This is a genomic window from Pseudocitrobacter corydidari, assembly GCF_021172065.1.
GTDB lineage: Bacteria > Pseudomonadota > Gammaproteobacteria > Enterobacterales > Enterobacteriaceae > Pseudocitrobacter > Pseudocitrobacter corydidari.
On sequence record NZ_CP087880.1, the window covers coordinates 326,696 to 342,883 of the forward strand.

Here is a 16,188-nt window from a genome sequence, read left to right on the forward strand (position 1 = left end):
ACAAATGAGCCAGAACACATTACGCGTGCTGTTTTGTATCGGTGTGAACCAGAACTTTTTCGATGCGACTCCGGCAGAAGCCAAACAGGTGTGGGGTGCATTCGGCGTGATGATGAAAGGCATGGAAGAGACGCCGGGCATCCGCGTCATCGGCAACATGGATGACGACCAGTTGATGGTCGGCCCCTCGACCACCGCACCGTGGACCACCTACGTGCTGGCGGATGCCGACACCCTGGAAAGTGTTGCGGCGGTCTGCAACCTGTTCCGCACCACGCCGGTCGGTGAAAGCAAGTTGTGGAAGTACTGCAAGATTGAAGCGCGCGTGGGCCGCGAACTGATTATTCAGAATTAAGGAGCGGGCGATGAACTCACAGGATGCGCAGCGCTTGCAGCAGCTTGAAGATCAGCAGGATGCGCGGGTATGCATCAGCAACTATATGCGCCTGTGCGACCAGCTTGAAACCCCGGCGACCGTGCGGGCGATTGGCGCGCTGTTTACCACCAATGCCTGCTGGGAAGGCGTGGGCGAACCGTATGCCACACGCCTTGGCAGGCATGTCGGACGCAACGCCATTGAAAGCATGATGGCCGGTTACGTCAAAACGCCCGCGCATTTTGCGATGAACGCCCATTTTCTGTGCTCGGAAGCCCTCATCCAGCAGCCGGATGGCCTGCTTTTCGGGCGCTGGCTGATGCTGCAAACCTCCAGTTTTACCGCCGGAGGATCGCATCTCAATGCGGCGGAACTGAACGTGGAGTTTCGCCGCGAAGCCGGTGTGATGCGGATGCACCATTTCACGACGCGCAATCTGTTCAGCAGGCCAGTGGATCACTGGCACGCCGCAGATGTGCTGCCTGTACCTGACAATAAATAGAGAGTCGAGCGATGCAGTGTGATAACCAGATCCCCGTAAAAAATATCGAAGCGAATGTTCCCGACTGCGCGGAAATCGCCGCGCTGGTGCAGTCTGACCGGGTGCATACCTCACTTTATAATTCCGAGACCCTGTTCAACCTTGAGCTGGACAGGATCTTCAGCAAAACCTGGGTATGGGTGGCGCATACCAGCGAAATTCCGGAAACCGGCAGTTTCAAAACCACCGAGATAGGCACACAGCCGGTTATTGTCGTGCGCGACCGCAAAGGCAACGTACACACGTTGCTCAACCGCTGCCGCCATCGCGCCGCCACCGTGTGCGAACACCGCACTGGCAAAACCAACAGTTTCGTTTGCCCGTATCACGGCTGGGGCTATGCCCTGGACGGCAGCCTGCGCGGCGTGCCGCACCCGGAAAGCTATGCCGATCAACTGGAAAAAGGCGAGCTGGGGCTGGTGTCGCTGCGCACCGAACAGTATGCCGGCATGATCTTCGCCACCTTTAATGAGCACATCGAACCGCTGGAAGATTTCCTCGGCGCCGCGAAAAAGTGGATGGATCTGTTTATGAAGCAGGGTGCGGGTTATCCGATTAAAACCGGCCCGGCGCACCGTTTCCGCTTCCCCGGCAACTGGAAGATCCAACTGGAAAATACCACCGATGGCTACCACTTCCCGGTCGTTCACCGCTCGTTTTTAAGTTCGGTCGATAAGCAGACCGAAGAGATGCTCAACTTCGTTGACGGCAGCGGCTACGTGGAAGATCTCGGCAACGGCCATAGCGTGATGGTGATGATCCCGGAACTGGTGGATCTGGAAGCCAATCTCGATGCGCCTGTCCCGGAGCGCTTTATCGCGCTGGCCGACGAATTGCGTAAAGACCACGATGAAGATCAGGTGCGGCGTATTGTGCGTGCCGTCGGCGGTTCCGGCTTTAACCTCAACATTTTCCCCAATATTGCCTGCTCAATGGCGTTCTTCCGCGTGCTGCAACCCGTCTCGGTGAACGAAACCGAAATTCATCATGCGGTGATCACCATGGACGGCGGCCCGGAAATTGCCAACCAGGCGCGCCTGCGTCTGCACGAGCATTTCCAGGGGCCGATGGGCTTCGGCACGCCGGATGACTCCGAGGCGTGGGAGCGCGTGCAGCGCGGGGCAACGGCGGGCAACGACCTGTGGATCATGCTCAACCGCGGGCTGGCGGGCGAATACCGCAGCGATGACGGCCTGCGCAGCGACGTGAGCGCTGAAACGGGGATGCGCGCGGCGTATCAACAGTGGAAAAAACTGATGACGGAGGCGGAATAATGACGCCAGATACGGTTCTGATTTCCGCGATGGAAATTATCAATCTCGAAGGCGATTTGCTCGATCAGGGCGAGTTCAATGCCTGGCTGGAACTGTGGCAGCGCGATGGCCTGTACATCGTGCCAATCGATCCACAGGAGACCGATTTCAAAAATACCCTCAACTACGCCTGCGACGATCACGAAATGCGCGAGCGTCGGGTGAAGCGCCTTTACAGCGGTGAGTCTATCTCCACCACGCCGCGCGCCCGCACGTTGCGCACGCTCTCCCGCTTCCGTTTGCTGGCTGGCGAGGGGGACGACATCGTGGTGCGCGGCGCGCAGTCGCTGTGGGAACACCGCAAAGGCTACAGCCGACACTACGCGGCGGATATCACCTGGCACCTGCAACCGCAGGGCGACAAGTTGCTGATTAAGCAAAAGGTGATTCGTCTTATCAATAGCGACGATGTGCTGCACAGCATCGGCTACATCCTGTAAGGAGCGCGTTATGACGCAAACCGTATTAGTCACCGGCGCGGCCGCCGGGCTGGGCAACGTCATCGCCACGCATCTGTTGTCGCAGGGATATCAGGTGGTGCTCTCGGACGTGAGCCTGGCGCGCGCGCAACAGGCGGCGGACAAACTCGATAATGGCGCGGGCAATGTGCTGGCGCTGGCGCTGGATATCCGCCAGCCGCAGGCGTTTGAGAAGGCGCTACAGGCGATTGAAACCCGCTTCGGCAGCCTGGAGGTGCTGGTGAACAATGCCGCGCTGACGCTGGCGACACCGGTGATGGAAATTGATGTTGAAGAGTTCGACCAGGTGATTTCAACCAATCTGCGCGGCACGTTTGTCGGCTGCCAGACGATTGGGCGCTACTTCGCGAAGAAAGGCTACGGGCGAATTATCAACCTGGCGTCGCTCGCCGGGCAGAACGGCGGCACGGCCTCCGGGGCGCACTATGCGGCATCGAAAGGCGGCATCCTGACGCTGACTAAAATCTTCGCCCGCGAGCTGGGGAAATCCGGCGTAACGGTGAATGCCATCGCGCCGGGGCCGATGGATCTTCCGTCCGTTCACGCGCTGGTGCCGGAAGAGAAAATGGCCGGGCTGTTACAGATGATCCCGGTGGGTAAACTGGGCGATGCCGAGTTTATCGCTCAGGCCGTGGCGCTGCTGGCTTCACCGCAGGCGGCGTTTGTCACCGGGGCGACCTGGGACATCAACGGCGGTCTGTTCATGCGTTAAGGAGTTGCCATGCTGACACTTCAGATTTTGAAACGCGAGCTTCAGGGGGATGTTGTTCTGCTGACGCTTGCCGATGCAACCGGCGCTGAACTGCCTGCGTTCACCGCCGGGGCGCACATCGACCTGCATCTGACTGACGATCTGGTGCGCCCATATTCGCTGTGCGGCGATCCGGCAGATCGCTACTGCTATCAACTGGGCATTCTCAAAGATAGCCAGTCGAAAGGGGGATCGCTGGCGGCGCACGCGCTTCAGGAAGGTGAATCAGTGAAGGTGAGCCTGCCGCGCAACTTGTTTGCCCTGGATGAGGGCGCAGCGCACAGCCTATTGATCGGCGGCGGGATTGGCATCACGCCGATGTTGGCGATGGCGGCGGAGCTGCACGCCGCCGGGCGCGTGTTTTCGCTGCATTACTGCGCCCGTTCGCGCCCGCAGGCGGCATTTGTTGCCGAACTGGAAAAAGCGCCGTGGGCGGATCGTGTATGGCTGCATTTCAGCGATGAACAACGCATTGATTTGCCAGCGGTATTGAGTGATGTACCAGCTAACACCCATGTCTATGTTTGCGGCCCCACGCGGCTGATGGAGGCGGTGAGCGAGCAGGCAAACGCCGCCGGTTATGCGGCTGAAAACGTCCATCAGGAGTGTTTCAGCGCGGAGGTTGAAGTGAGCGGAAAGGCGTTCGACGTGGTGGCCGCAACCAGCGGGATCACCGTGCGGGTGCTGGAAAACCAGACCATTGTCGAGGCGCTGGCGCAGGCCGGGTTGAAGGTGTGCGTCTCCTGTAAGCAGGGGATTTGCGGTAGTTGCCTGACAGATGTGATTGAGGGCGAGCCGGATCACCGCGACAGCTATCTGACAGACGAGGAGAAAGCCGATGGCGACCAGATCCTGCTCTGTTGTTCCCGGGCGAAAAGCGCCCGTCTGATTATCGATCTCTGAGGATTTCAGCATGAATTTGCAGACCGAGTTTCGTAATGCGATGGCGCAACTGGGCAGCGCGGTGTCGGTGATCACCACCGATGGCCCGGCGGGGAAATTTGGCTTTACCGCCTCTGCCGTGTGTAGCGTCACGGATCAACCGCCGACCCTGCTGGTGTGTATGAACCGCAACTCTTTTGCCAATGCGCACTTCAAGCAAAACGGCGCACTGTGCGTGAACGTGCTTTCCGGCGCGCATCAGGAGTTATCGGGTATTTTCGCCAATGCGACCCTGCGTTCCGAAGAGCGTTTCGCTTACGACCGCTGGCAGGTGATGGCGAGCGGCGCGCCGGTACTCAGTTCCGCCGTCGCCAGCTTTGACTGCGTGATTGACGACTGCCATGAAGTGGGCAGCCACACGGTATTTTATTGCCAGGTGCAGGCGATTCGCATCAGCGAGCAGCCGCGCGGGCTGGTCTATTTTAACCGTCGTTACCATACGGTAGGCGGCGATATTGAGGTGAAAGCCTAACCCATAGAGGAGCCTGGCTTATGAGCAATACCGCAGCAGCACCGCACGACCCAAAGCAAATGCGCAAACTGGTGATCGCCTCTGTTCTGGGCAATGCGCTGGAATGGTACGACTTCTTTCTCTATGGCACGGCGGCGGCGTTAGTCTTCGGCCCGCTCTTTTTTCCGGTCGGTGGCGACCCGCTACAGGGCACGCTGCTGGCGTTTTCCGGCTTTGCGGTCGGCTTCCTGGCGCGTCCACTCGGCGGGATTGCTTTCGGTCATTTAGGCGATCGCTACAGTCGTAAGATGACGTTAATTATGACGTTAACGCTGATGGGCGCGACAACCTTCGTCATCGGCCTGCTGCCGGTTTACAGCCAGATTGGTATCTGGGCGCCGATTTGTCTGATCACCCTGCGCTTTTTGCAGGGCGTGGCTTCGGGCGGTGAGTGGGGCGGCGGCGTGTTGATGCTGAGTGAAAATGCCCCGGTTTCAAGGCGCGGCTTCTTTACCGCCTGGAGCCAGATGGGCGTGGCTGGTGGGTTCGTGCTCTCGGCATTCGCTTTTTATCTGGTGCAGAAACTGCCGGAATCCGATTTTATGAGCTGGGGCTGGCGCGTGCCGTTCCTGCTGAGCCTGTTGATTTTTCTGGTCGGCGTTTATATCCGAAAAAACATTCGTGAAAGTGAGGCGTTTCGCCAGGCTACACCAGAAGAGAAACATGAAAAAATTCCGCTGGTCGTACTGCTGCGTGAGCATCCAAAAGCGCTGATGCAGGCCATTGCATTGCGCCTGCCTGAGAATGGCGCATCCTATATTTTCTTCACCTTTTCAGTGGTGTACGCCAAACATATTGGTATCTCCACAGACATCATCATCAGTGCGGTGACGTTGGCGATGGTGGTCGAGTTTTTCTCGATTCTGTTCTGGGGCGCGCTTTCCGATCGCATCGGTTTGAAGCGTGTTTACTACATTGGTGTCATCGGCCTGCTGGTGATGGCCTTCCCGTTCTTCTGGCTACTTTCCAGTGGCGAATTCAGCGGGATCATGGTGGCGATGTTCCTCGGTCTGCCCGTCTGCCATGGGGCGATGACGGGGACGCAGCCGTGCATTATGAGCGATTTGTTTCCGGTGCGCGTGCGCTACTCCGGCCTGGCGCTGGGGCATGAAGTGGGATCTATCTTTTCCGGCGGGCTGGGGCCGATGCTCGCCGTCGCACTGTTAATCGAGTTTGACGCCGCCTGGCCGGTATCGCTGCTGCTGATTGCCTATGCGCTACTGGCGTGGATTGCGTTGTGGAGCCTGCCTTCGCAGGAGACACCTGTCCTGAGTCAACCTACAAAAACCTTACCCTACAATGAGGTCTAAGCAATGTCAGTGAATCCGGTTACTACATCAGAAGTGGAAAAATTACTCGCCGTCAGCAGCGGTTTTCTCTCTCAACAGGGGAACGAACGCTTTAAGGAGATCATGCATCACCTGCTGGGCGATATCTGCCAGACCATTAAAAAATTTGATATCAGCGACGAAGAGTTCTGGCTGGCGGTGAACTATCTCAACGAGCTGGGCGAGCGCAAAGAAGCGGCGCTGCTGGCGGCGGGGCTGGGGCTGGAGCACTACCTCGACATTCGCGCCGATGAAAAAGAGGCGGCGGCAGGCAATGAAACAGGCACCCCGCGCACCATCGAAGGGCCGCTGTACGTGGCGAACGCGCCGCTGAGTGAAGGTTTTGCCCGCATGGATGATGGTAAAGAGCAGGGTGAAATCATGTGGTTACAGGGTGTGGTGAGAGATAAGCAGGGGCGTCCGGTGGCGAATGCCGTTGTCGATATCTGGCACGCCAATACGCTCGGCGGTTACTCGTTCTTTGATCAATCTCAGAGCGAATACAACCTGCGCCGCCGCGTGCTGACCGACGCCAAGGGGCATTATGCGGTGCGCAGCATTGTGCCGTGCGGTTACGGCTGCCCACCGGATGGCCCGACGCAGAAACTGCTCAACGGTTTAGGCCGTCACGGCAACCGCCCGGCGCATATTCACTTCTTTGTCTCCGCGCCGGGTTATAAGCACCTGACTACGCAGATCAACCTCAATGGCGATGCGTACCTGTGGGATGACTTTGCTTTCGCCACCCGTGACGGGCTGATTGCTGACCCGGTGAAAGTGGACGACGAAGCCGTGGCCTACGAGCGTGGCATTCACCAGCCGCATACGGAAGTGAACTTTGATTTTACGCTGGTAGCGGCGACGCAGAGTGAAGAGGAAGCGCGCGGGAAGCGAATGCGCGTGAAAGAGTAAGCTCACACAGTCGGATTAAATTGCTGATAACGTGCGCGTTCAAATAAAAAGGCCGAAGAGGGAATAAACTCTTCGGCCTTTTACTGTCAGAACTTAATCTTCCAGCGCGTAAGCGATAATGTCATCGCCTACATCCGGTGAATGGCTGGCGCCACCTGCGGAAATAACGACATACTCTTTACCGGTTTTCGGTGATTTATAAATCAGCGGCGCGGCAACGGCGCCTACCGGCAGACGGGCGCGCCATAGCTCTTTCCCGGTTGAGGAGTCGAGTGCGCGCAGGTAGTTATCCTGTGTACCGGCAAAGAAGACCAGGCCAGAGGCGGTGGAGGTTGGGCCACCGAGCGTTGGCATTCCCAGCGGAATATGCATGCCGGTTTTCATCCCCAGCGGGCCGGTATCTTCCACTGAACCCATCGGAACCTGCCACACCAGTTGGCGTGTATTCAGATCAATGGCGCTCATGGTGCCAAACGGCGGGGTATTACACGGCACGCCCAGCGCAGATTGCAGAATATCGATACGCACACCGCCGTAAGGGCCAGCGACCTGCGGACGCACGGTGCCCATAAAGCCCGGTACCTCGTCGGTTGAGACGTGGTATTTCGCCATATCTTTCTGACGTACCAGCGACATCCGCAGCGGCATACGCATATCGTTAACGAACAGCGTGCCGGTACGTTCATCAATAGTGATGCCGCCCCAGTTCATGCCGCCCAGCAGGCTCGGCCATTCGATATACGGTTTTTCCGACGGCGGCGTGAACATGCCCAGATAGGTCGATTCTTTAAAGTCGATACGACAAATCAGCTGATCGAACGGCGTGACGCCCCACATCGATTTCTCGGTCAGCGGATCAACGCCTAACTGCGGCATGCCCGTAGAGAACGGCTGAGTGGTGGAAAGACGTTCGCCTTCCGCGCCCTGATGCGGTACCGGAATCTCTTCCACTTTGGTGACCGGTTTCCCGGTACGGCGGTCGAGAACGTAGATTTGCCCGGTTTTGGTGGTCTGAATCAGTACCGGAATTTCTTCGCCTTTTTCGTTCTTCATGTGGAACAGAACGGGCTGAGACGGTAAATCGTAGTCCCAGATATCATGGTGAACGGTCTGGAAGACCCATTTAGTTTTACCGGTACTGGCGTCGACTGCCACCACAGACGAACCGTATTTCTCTTTGGCTTCGTTACGATCGCCGCCCCAGTAATCCGGCGGGCCGTTACCGGTTGGCAGATAAACCAGATTCAGCTCTTTATCAAAGCCAGGCACCGTCCAGACGTTAGGCGTTTCCAGCGTATAGGCACGTGCTTTTTCCGGGTCAGTAATGTTTTCCGGCTGGCCAACATCCCAGGCCCAGACCACATCCCCTGTACGCACATCATACGCACGCACGACGCCGGAAGGCTCACCGTGTACGATATCGCGCACCCAGCCGCCAATCACGGCAATGTGCCCCATGATCATTGGAATAGACGTCGGGTGATAGCGCTTACTGTTTTCCGTATCGCCCATACCCTGTTTCAGGTCGACGCTGCCTTTGTTGCCAAAGCTGTCGCACAGCTCGCCGGTTTTGGCATTCAGGGCAATCAGACGGGCATCGACGGTCGAGATGACAATACGCTGCGGGCATTGCAGAAGCGCCGGGCTGGATTTCTCTTCCGCACTCAGCGAGTCATCTTTTTGCGCATCGTAATAACCCACGCCGCGGCAGGTCACGTGTTCAGCGGTCTGCGCGTGCGGATCAAAGCGCCAGCGGGCTTTACCGGTGTCGGCATCAATAGCCGTTACTACGTTCAGCGGCGTACAGGAATAAAGCGTATCGCCAATTTGCAGCGGCGTATTTTCGTCCACGCCGATACCTGGGCCGGTTAAGCGACGCCCGGTGTGATACGTCCACGCCACTTTCAGGTCTTTTACATTCTCCGGGGTGATATCTGTGTAGGGCGCATAACGCGTACCGGAGGCATCGCGGCCAAAGAACTCCCAGTTGTCACTTTTTGATGCCAGAGTGGGCTCTTTGCCTGCGTGGGTATCGACAATACCATTATGAATGCCACCGTGCGGGAAAAACGCCGAGACCAGCGTTGCCAGCAGGGCAACGAAAATCACCGTTGCGCTGCGGTTAGCCGCACGTACCGACGCGCGTTGAACGGGCAACGTGGTGGTGAGCCACAGGGCGAGCATTAATAAGAGTGCGGGAACCACCAGACGTGGAATCAGACCCCAGTAGCTGAACTGCACTTCATAGAGCGCCCAGATAAGGGTAAGGACAAAGGTAATAACGGAAAGGGGGAGGGCAAATTTACGGCGCAGCAGGTAGCCTGCGGCGATAATCAGATACGCCAGACCGGCGACCAGATACCAGGCGCTGCCGCCCAGCGACAGGAGCTTACCGCCCCAGATGGTTAAAAACAGCCCAGTGCCAACACTGAGCAATACGAAGAGTAAGCGGTAGAGCGTAAAGAACACGCCTCCACCTCTGCTTTTTTGTTCGTCCATTGTGCATCCCATACAAAGTCAGTCGATTGAAGCATTTTTGCTCAGTGGGCTGGCGCATCATCCTGTTCAGGACGTTAGCCGCCTGAGATCCTGTTGTTATGGTGGGTAATCCGAAGGGGAAGTGCCTGCGCCTACAACGTAAGGAAGTTTATTTATTTGTAAGATAAATGTAAAACTTATAAGCATTAAATGTATAACAAATAGAGGCGGCGGTGCAGAAAGGACAATGCAGGGAGCCGTGAGGAAGCCTCCCTGCAAGGGGCATGAAATCAAGCGTCAGCGAGTTGAAGAGAGGACGCTTCCTCGGCGTCTTTTTTACGCTGCTGTTCGAGTTCCAGCGCGCCGCGATGTGACAGGTAGCAGAACAAAATGCAGCAGACAATCCCACCCATCAGCAGATAAAAACCACCGTGCCAGCCCATTTTATCGACCATCACGCCAAACAGACTGGTACCCAGTGAGGCGCCGAAGATGTAGCTCATAAAACCACGCAAACCGACGGCGGAGCCCACAGCAAAGCTGGGCACAATTTCCATGGTTTGCACCGAAGCAAGAAATTGCGGGACATAAATCAGACAGCCCACGATGGCGGCAAAAACAGTCACCATCAGCAGGGATTCACTTTTCCAGTAGCCGATCAGGCAAATGAAAATCAGCGCCATGCAAATCATCGCCAGTGGCATACGACGCCCTTTAAAGAGCTTATCGGATAACCACCCAGCCAGTAGCGTAGAGGGGATCGCGGCCCATTCAAAAAACAGGAACGCGATGCTCATCTGTTCCTTGGAGAAGTGTTTGACCGTCAGCAGATAAATTGGCAGCCAACTGATCATACCGAATCGCACCATATAGACGAAGACATCCACCAGTGAGACGTACCATGCATTCTTATTGCGCAGGACATAGGTGCAGAAAATCTGGAACGCCGTCATATTTTCCGGTGCGCTGACCGCATGGCGCGTTTTGAGCACCACTTTTTCTTCCGGCATCATCTCTTCCAGCGCGGGAAGACCTTCCTTACGCGGAGAGCCTTTACCCAGTGCCAGCACAATCAGTGCAAAAACGACGGCCACGCAGGCCGGGACAATATAGCTGGCGCTTTGCCAGTGCTCGCTGCCCAGTATAGCAAATCCGGCCCCAACGATTGGTGCGACAATACCACCGCCTACGTTATGAGAAATATTCCAGAACGCCCCTACGCGCCCACGTTCCCGACGAGGGAACCAGTTGGCAATAGTGATAAAAGAGGGGCCAACGCCCATCCCCTGAAATAGGCCATTAAGAATAACCAAAGCGGCGAAAATCCAGAAAGCGGTGCTGAAACCAAGGCCTACGTTGACGATGGCGCACAGCACCAGACCCGCAGCCATAAATACTTTCGGGCTGGCTTTATCTGCCAGGCTACTCATCACACCCTTACTGATGCCGTAGGCAATAAGCATACAGCTGCTGAGTAAACCTATCTGCGTCGCGCTGAGATCTAATTGCTCTTTTAAATAGGGCGTCGAGAGGGTGAAGTTATTACGTACGATATAATATGCCAGATAGCCCAAAAATACGCTAAGCAACGCTTGCATACGGTATCGATTATAGGTTGCCTGAACTTTCTCCGCAGGAACTTTGTCTGCGGATTGTCCTGTTTTAAATATTGATAACATATCGTCACCTGTACTTTTAATTGATATAGACAGCAGGAGTAATCGGCAGAAAGAGTGCGGTAATTACCGTGTGTCTTCAAGTTCATGTAATGTGTCAAAAGTGACTCAAATTAACAGTCTAGAGGGATGTTTTTGACTCAATTATTAATGGGTGAATGACCTGTTATTCTTTTTGATATCAGATTTATCTTCGTCTTGTGCGGCTATTAACATATTCTGCAACCATCATCTGGTATCCTTATTACGGTTCATCAATGCTTGTGAAGATATCTCCGTATTCGTCAACGTCATGACGGATAATTGAAAACGGGTAAGTTTTGCCACAATTTTTATTTCGCGGGAAATTGAGATTTATGAGAGGGATCACAATCGTGTTTTGTCACCGGGTCAAAACACTCTGCAAAATCGGCGTTTTGTTATCGCTGATTCTGCTTTCCAGGCCGGTGCTGGCGCAGCATGGCGAACTTGTGATGGCGACAACGTTTTCACCCGGCGCTACCGCGTGGATTATTCAGCGCTGGCAAACGCAGCCTGATTCCGTGACCATCCGGACACTCAACCGTACCAGCGCTTCGCTGGAGCAATTGCTGGATACGTCTAACGCTGAGAATGTCGATCTTATTCTGACCTCCTCACCGATGCTGCTACAGCATCTTCAGGAACATCAAAAGCTTGCACCGCTGGAAGACATTCCACAGAACAGTCAGCGCCTGGTGCCAGAATCGATTCGCTCCACCTCCGTTGCCGTTGCGATTTCGGGGTTTGGCCTGTTGATTAACCGTTCGGCACTGGCTGCACGTCATCTTCCCGCTCCCGCCGATTGGGATGATTTGATGCATCCGCGCTACCAGGGTGCTTTGCTGATGAGTAGCCCGTCGAGGTCTGATACCAACCATTTGATGATTGAAGCGCTGTTGCAGCAAAAAGGCTGGGCGCAGGGCTGGGAAACGCTACTGGCGAGCGCCGGCAATTTAGTGACGATTTCATCGAGAAGTTTTGGTGTTGCCGATAAAATTAAGAGCGGGCTTGGCGTCGCCGGGCCGGTTATTGATAACTATGCCAATTTGCTGTTAAACGATCTGCATCTGACGTTTAGCTATTTCCCACAGTCCGCGGTCTCGCCTACCTATGTGGCGGTGCTTAAGAAAAGCCAGCATGCGGCGGAAGCCAGGCGTTTCATGCGTTACCTGCTCAGCCCGGAAGGTCAGCGAATCCTGGCTGATGCCAATACTGGTAAATACCCGGTGACACCGCTGAGTTCCGACAACCCCAGAGCCGCGCAGCAGGCCGTGTTGATGAATCAGCCGCCGTTGAACTATCGCCTGATACTGAAACGTCAGCAGTTGGTGCAGCGCATGTTTGATACGGCGATTAGCTTTCGTCTTGCACAACTCAAAGATGCCTGGCGAGCGCTTCACAGTGCTGAAGCGCGCCTTAAACGTCCCTTGCCTGAAATTCGTTCGCTGCTTACTCGTGTGCCGGTTGATGCTGCGAACAGTGAAAATGAAGCCTGGCTGGCACAGTTCGATAATAAAAGTTTTGCAGAGCAACAAATGATGGAGTGGCAGCTTTGGTTTCTCAATAACCAACGCCAGGCAATCAATAAACTGGAAGAGCTGAAATGAAGGGTAGGTCGCTTCTGCAACGTTTGCGGCAAATGAGCATCAGTAATAGCCTACGTGGCGCTTTTTTAATGGGGGCGCTTCTTACCCTGATTGTCAGCAGCGTTAGTCTTTACTCATGGCATGAACAAAGTTCGCAGATCCGTTATTCACTTGATGAGTATTTCCCGCGTATTCATTCTGCTTTTCAGATTGAAGGAAGCTTAAATCTGGCCGTCGATCAGTTAAACGAGTTTTTACTGGCGCCCAACACCACGGTACGTTTACAGCTGCGAAAGCAGATTATCCAGCAATTAGATAAAATTGAGCGGCTCAGTCAGGGCCTGACGCCCGAGGAGCATCAGCAGCTATCGATGATTTTGCAGGATAGCCGGAAATTGTTATCCGAGCTGGACAGGGCGCTCTATAACATGTTCCTGGTGCGTGAAAAAGTGAGTGAACTCTCCGCCAGAATTGATTGGCTACATGATGATTTTACGACCGAACTTAATTCGCTGGTGCAGGATTTCACCTGGCAGCAGGGAACATTGCTCGATCAAATAGAAACACGGCAGGGTGATACCACACAATATCTGAAGCGTTCTCGAGAAGTGCAGAATGAGCAACAGCAGGTCTATACGCTCTCGCGAATTGAAAATCAGATTGTTGACGATCTGCGTGACCGCTTAAACGAACTTAAATCCGGGAATGACGACGGGATGTTGGTCGAGACACATATTCGTTATCTTGAAAACCTCAAGAAAACGGCAGATGAAAATATCCGCGCGCTGGATGACTGGCCCAGCACCATTACGCTGCGACAAACTATCGATGAGCTGCTGGAAATCGGCATGGTGAAGAACAATATGCCTAATACCATGCGTGATTACGTCGCCGCGCAAAAAGCGCTTATCGATGTCAGCCATACCCGTGAAGCAACGCTGGGGCGATTTCGAATATTGCTTGAGACACAGCTCGGTAATAGCCATCAGCAAATGCAACGGTTTAATCAGCGAATGGAACAGATTGTGCGCGTGAGCGGCGGATTAATTCTGGTGGCGACATTTCTCGCGCTGTTGCTGGCATGGGCATTAAACCATTATTTTATTCGATCGCGACTGGTTAAGCGGTTTACCGCGCTGAATCAGGCGGTGGTGCAGATTGGATTGGGTACAACGACGACGGATATCCCCGTATATGGCCGGGATGAACTTGGGCGAATTGCCGGTTTACTGCGTCATACGCTTGGCTTGTTAAATTCGCAAAAACGGCAACTGGAGCAGGAAATTACCGAGCGAAAAGCCATCGAAGAGGATTTACGCTCAACACAGGATGAACTGATTCAGACGGCAAAACTGGCAATGGTCGGGCAAACGATGACCACGCTTGCGCATGAAATTAATCAGCCACTGAATGCGTTATCGATGTATTTATATACTGCGGGTCGCGCTATTGATATGGGGCAAACCGATCAGGCCAAAACAACCTTGCTTAAAGGAGAGGGGCTGGTCAGCCGGATTGGCGCCATCATACGGTCATTGCGGCAATTCACGCGGCGTGCCGATCAGGATATAGCGTTAAAGCCCGTCGACCTAATGCAGACCTTTAATGCCGCCTGGGAATTACTCGCTATGCGCCATAAACCGCAGCAAGCAGTAATGAATCTGCCCGAGAGAAATGCATGGGTGTCCGGAGAAGATGTTCGCCTGCAACAAGTTCTGGTGAACGTTCTGGCGAACGCCCTTGATGCGTGTCCTGGCGGCGCGGAAATTACCGTAAGCTGGCAAAGAGAGGGAAACACACTCTGTGTGTTTATTGCCGATAATGGCCCTGGGTGGCCCGAATATTTGCTGCCGACGCTGTTGAAGCCTTTTACGACCAGTAAAGATGTTGGGCTGGGCATTGGTTTATCGATTTGCGTCTCGCTTATGACGCAAATGGAAGGAGAGCTACGTCTGGCATCGACTTTAACAAAAAATGCCTGCGTGGTGCTGCAATTTAAAATGATGGAAGTAAATGATGCCGAGTAACGAGTTTTCCATTCTGCTGATCGATGATGATGCTGATGTGCTGGATGCCTATACTCTTCTGCTTGAACAGGCGGGTTACCGCATTTTTGTGTGTAATAACCCGCTGGATGCACAGCAATGGATTCAGAAAGACTGGCCTGGGATTGTGCTCAGCGATGTCTGTATGCCGGGATGCTCCGGCATCGATTTAATGACGCTACTGCATCGTGATGATAAACAGTTGCCCATCTTGCTGATTACCGGTCATGGCGATGTCCCCATGGCCGTAGAGGCGGTGAAAAAGGGGGCCTGGGACTTCCTGCAAAAACCGGTCGATCCCGGTAAATTGCTGACGCTTGTTGATGCTGCCCTACGTCAAAGAAAGTCGGTTATCGCCCGCCGTTTACGTCACCAACATCGATTACAGGTCGAGGTGGTGGGGCGAAGCGAATGGACGCAGCGCTATCGGCAGCGTCTGGAGCAACTCAGTGAAACGGATATTGCCGTCTGGTTTCACGGGGAGGCGGGAACCGGGCGCATGACCGGCGCGCGGTATCTCCATCAATTAGGGCGCAATGCAGATGGGCCGTTCATCTGTCACGACGTGATGCCTGAAAACAGGGCTGAGTTTCAGGACGTTATTGCCAGAGCTCATGGCGGTACGTTGGTAATAAGTCATCCGGAAAATCTAGACCGTGAACAGCAATACCAGCTTGCTCAGCTTCAAAGCCTGGAACAGCGTCCGTTCCGTTTGATTGGCATCAGCCACTCTTCTCTGGTTGAGTTAGCCGCCGCCAATAATATTGTGGCTGAGCTTTATTACTGTTTCGCCATGACGCAAATTTTCTGTCAGCCCTTATCACAGCGCCTGGACGATATAGAGCCTCTATTTCATTACTATTTAAACAAGGCCTGCCAGCGTCTTAATCATCCTGTACCGGACGTAGGTGCCGAAGTTCTGAAAAGAATGCTGCGTCGGGGGTGGTCAAATAATATCCGTGAACTGGCAAATGCTGCTGAATTATTTGCGGTCGGCGTGTTGCCACTGGCGGAGGTGGCTAATCCTCACATGCATGTCAGCGAGCCAACGCCGCTGGATCGTCGCATCGACGAAATTGAACGGCAGATCATTACCGAGGCGTTGAATATTCATCAGGGAAGAATTAACGAAGTTGCGGAGTATTTGCAAATTCCGCGCAAAAAGCTCTATCTGCGAATGAAGAAGCATGGTCTGAGTAAAGAGCATTACAAGATGTAGTGGAACAAAA

14 protein-coding genes are annotated in these 16,188 nt (G+C 54.5%); 12 read left to right on the top strand and 2 right to left on the bottom strand.

Features of this window, described 5'->3' with window-relative positions; all coding sequences use genetic code 11:
• Window positions 1-4: 4 nt before the first annotated feature.
• The 9 genes from G163CM_RS01470 to catA are packed head-to-tail and all read left to right on the top strand — an operon-like array spanning window position 5 to window position 7,153.
• Window positions 5-355, top strand: coding sequence for an IacB protein (locus tag G163CM_RS01470; RefSeq protein ID WP_189622734.1), 351 nt, complete (start codon window positions 5-7; stop codon window positions 353-355).
• A 10-nt stretch (window positions 356-365) separates the two neighbouring features.
• Window positions 366-878 carry a nuclear transport factor 2 family protein gene (locus G163CM_RS01475; RefSeq protein ID WP_001088016.1) on the top strand — a complete coding sequence of 171 codons (513 nt, stop codon included), beginning with the start codon at window positions 366-368 and terminating at the stop codon, window positions 876-878.
• Between the two features lie 11 nt (window positions 879-889).
• Window positions 890-2,191: an aromatic ring-hydroxylating oxygenase subunit alpha gene (locus G163CM_RS01480; protein WP_231826608.1), complete on the top strand. Its 1,302-nt coding sequence runs from the start codon at window positions 890-892 to the stop codon at window positions 2,189-2,191.
• Entirely contained in the window at window positions 2,191-2,670 is a 480-nt protein-coding gene (locus tag G163CM_RS01485) for an aromatic-ring-hydroxylating dioxygenase subunit beta (protein ID WP_231826609.1), read from the top strand. The genes G163CM_RS01480 and G163CM_RS01485 overlap by 1 nt, the downstream gene beginning before the upstream one ends.
• Before the next feature lie 10 nt (window positions 2,671-2,680).
• A complete protein-coding gene (locus tag G163CM_RS01490; protein WP_231826610.1) occupies window positions 2,681-3,421 on the top strand; it encodes an SDR family NAD(P)-dependent oxidoreductase in 741 nt (246 codons plus the stop codon).
• 9 nt (window positions 3,422-3,430) lie between these two features.
• Complete coding sequence (locus tag G163CM_RS01495) at window positions 3,431-4,363, top strand: PDR/VanB family oxidoreductase (RefSeq protein WP_231826611.1); 933 nt, start codon at window positions 3,431-3,433, stop codon at window positions 4,361-4,363.
• Between the two features lie 10 nt (window positions 4,364-4,373).
• Complete coding sequence (locus tag G163CM_RS01500) at window positions 4,374-4,874, top strand: flavin reductase (RefSeq protein WP_015963582.1); 501 nt, start codon at window positions 4,374-4,376, stop codon at window positions 4,872-4,874.
• Between the two features lie 20 nt (window positions 4,875-4,894).
• Window positions 4,895-6,223: an MFS transporter gene (locus tag G163CM_RS01505; RefSeq protein ID WP_231826612.1), complete on the top strand. Its 1,329-nt coding sequence runs from the start codon at window positions 4,895-4,897 to the stop codon at window positions 6,221-6,223.
• 3 nt (window positions 6,224-6,226) lie between these two features.
• Window positions 6,227-7,153 carry a catechol 1,2-dioxygenase gene (gene catA, locus G163CM_RS01510; protein WP_015963584.1) on the top strand — a complete coding sequence of 309 codons (927 nt, stop codon included), beginning with the start codon at window positions 6,227-6,229 and terminating at the stop codon, window positions 7,151-7,153.
• 93 nt (window positions 7,154-7,246) lie between these two features.
• Here catA and G163CM_RS01515 read toward each other — a convergent pair whose 3' ends face one another.
• Together G163CM_RS01515 and pgtP are read right to left on the bottom strand one after the other, a co-directional pair.
• Window positions 7,247-9,652 carry a membrane-bound PQQ-dependent dehydrogenase, glucose/quinate/shikimate family gene (locus tag G163CM_RS01515; protein WP_231826613.1) on the bottom strand — a complete coding sequence of 802 codons (2,406 nt, stop codon included), beginning with the start codon at window positions 9,650-9,652 and terminating at the stop codon, window positions 7,247-7,249.
• 269 nt (window positions 9,653-9,921) lie between these two features.
• Entirely contained in the window at window positions 9,922-11,310 is a 1,389-nt protein-coding gene (gene pgtP / locus G163CM_RS01520; protein WP_231826614.1) for a phosphoglycerate transporter PgtP, read from the bottom strand.
• A gap of 413 nt (window positions 11,311-11,723) precedes the next feature.
• On the opposite strand from pgtP, the gene pgtC reads away from it, so the two are divergent.
• From pgtC to pgtA, 3 genes are read left to right on the top strand one after another with little or no spacing between them, the layout of a single operon-like run.
• Window positions 11,724-12,935, top strand: coding sequence for a phosphoglycerate transport regulator PgtC (gene pgtC / locus G163CM_RS01525; RefSeq protein ID WP_231828309.1), 1,212 nt, complete (start codon window positions 11,724-11,726; stop codon window positions 12,933-12,935).
• The gene (gene pgtB / locus G163CM_RS01530) at window positions 12,932-14,941 is read left to right on the top strand and encodes a two-component system sensor histidine kinase PgtB (RefSeq protein WP_231826615.1); all 2,010 of its coding nucleotides are present in this window, start codon (window positions 12,932-12,934) and stop codon (window positions 14,939-14,941) included. The genes pgtC and pgtB overlap by 4 nt, the downstream gene beginning before the upstream one ends.
• On the top strand, window positions 14,931-16,178 hold the full coding sequence (gene pgtA, locus G163CM_RS01535) for a two-component system response regulator PgtA (protein WP_231828310.1): 1,248 nt from the start codon (window positions 14,931-14,933) through the stop codon (window positions 16,176-16,178). The genes pgtB and pgtA overlap by 11 nt, the downstream gene beginning before the upstream one ends.
• The last annotated feature ends 10 nt before the right edge of the window (window positions 16,179-16,188 follow it).

Excerpts from the sequence above, each read along its gene's own strand:
- G163CM_RS01470 (WP_189622734.1), top strand. The coding sequence starts at position 5 with ATGAGCCAGAACACATTACGCGTGCTGTTTTGTATCGGTGTGAACCAG.
- G163CM_RS01475 (WP_001088016.1), top strand. The coding sequence starts at position 366 with ATGAACTCACAGGATGCGCAGCGCTTGCAGCAGCTTGAAGATCAGCAG.
- G163CM_RS01480 (WP_231826608.1), top strand. The coding sequence starts at position 890 with ATGCAGTGTGATAACCAGATCCCCGTAAAAAATATCGAAGCGAATGTT.
- G163CM_RS01485 (WP_231826609.1), top strand. The coding sequence starts at position 2,191 with ATGACGCCAGATACGGTTCTGATTTCCGCGATGGAAATTATCAATCTC.
- G163CM_RS01490 (WP_231826610.1), top strand. The coding sequence starts at position 2,681 with ATGACGCAAACCGTATTAGTCACCGGCGCGGCCGCCGGGCTGGGCAAC.
- G163CM_RS01495 (WP_231826611.1), top strand. The coding sequence starts at position 3,431 with ATGCTGACACTTCAGATTTTGAAACGCGAGCTTCAGGGGGATGTTGTT.
- G163CM_RS01500 (WP_015963582.1), top strand. The coding sequence starts at position 4,374 with ATGAATTTGCAGACCGAGTTTCGTAATGCGATGGCGCAACTGGGCAGC.
- G163CM_RS01505 (WP_231826612.1), top strand. The coding sequence starts at position 4,895 with ATGAGCAATACCGCAGCAGCACCGCACGACCCAAAGCAAATGCGCAAA.
- catA (WP_015963584.1), top strand. The coding sequence starts at position 6,227 with ATGTCAGTGAATCCGGTTACTACATCAGAAGTGGAAAAATTACTCGCC.
- G163CM_RS01515 (WP_231826613.1), bottom strand. The coding sequence starts at position 9,652 with ATGGACGAACAAAAAAGCAGAGGTGGAGGCGTGTTCTTTACGCTCTAC.
- pgtP (WP_231826614.1), bottom strand. The coding sequence starts at position 11,310 with ATGTTATCAATATTTAAAACAGGACAATCCGCAGACAAAGTTCCTGCG.
- pgtB (WP_231826615.1), top strand. The coding sequence starts at position 12,932 with ATGAAGGGTAGGTCGCTTCTGCAACGTTTGCGGCAAATGAGCATCAGT.
- pgtA (WP_231828310.1), top strand. The coding sequence starts at position 14,931 with ATGCCGAGTAACGAGTTTTCCATTCTGCTGATCGATGATGATGCTGAT.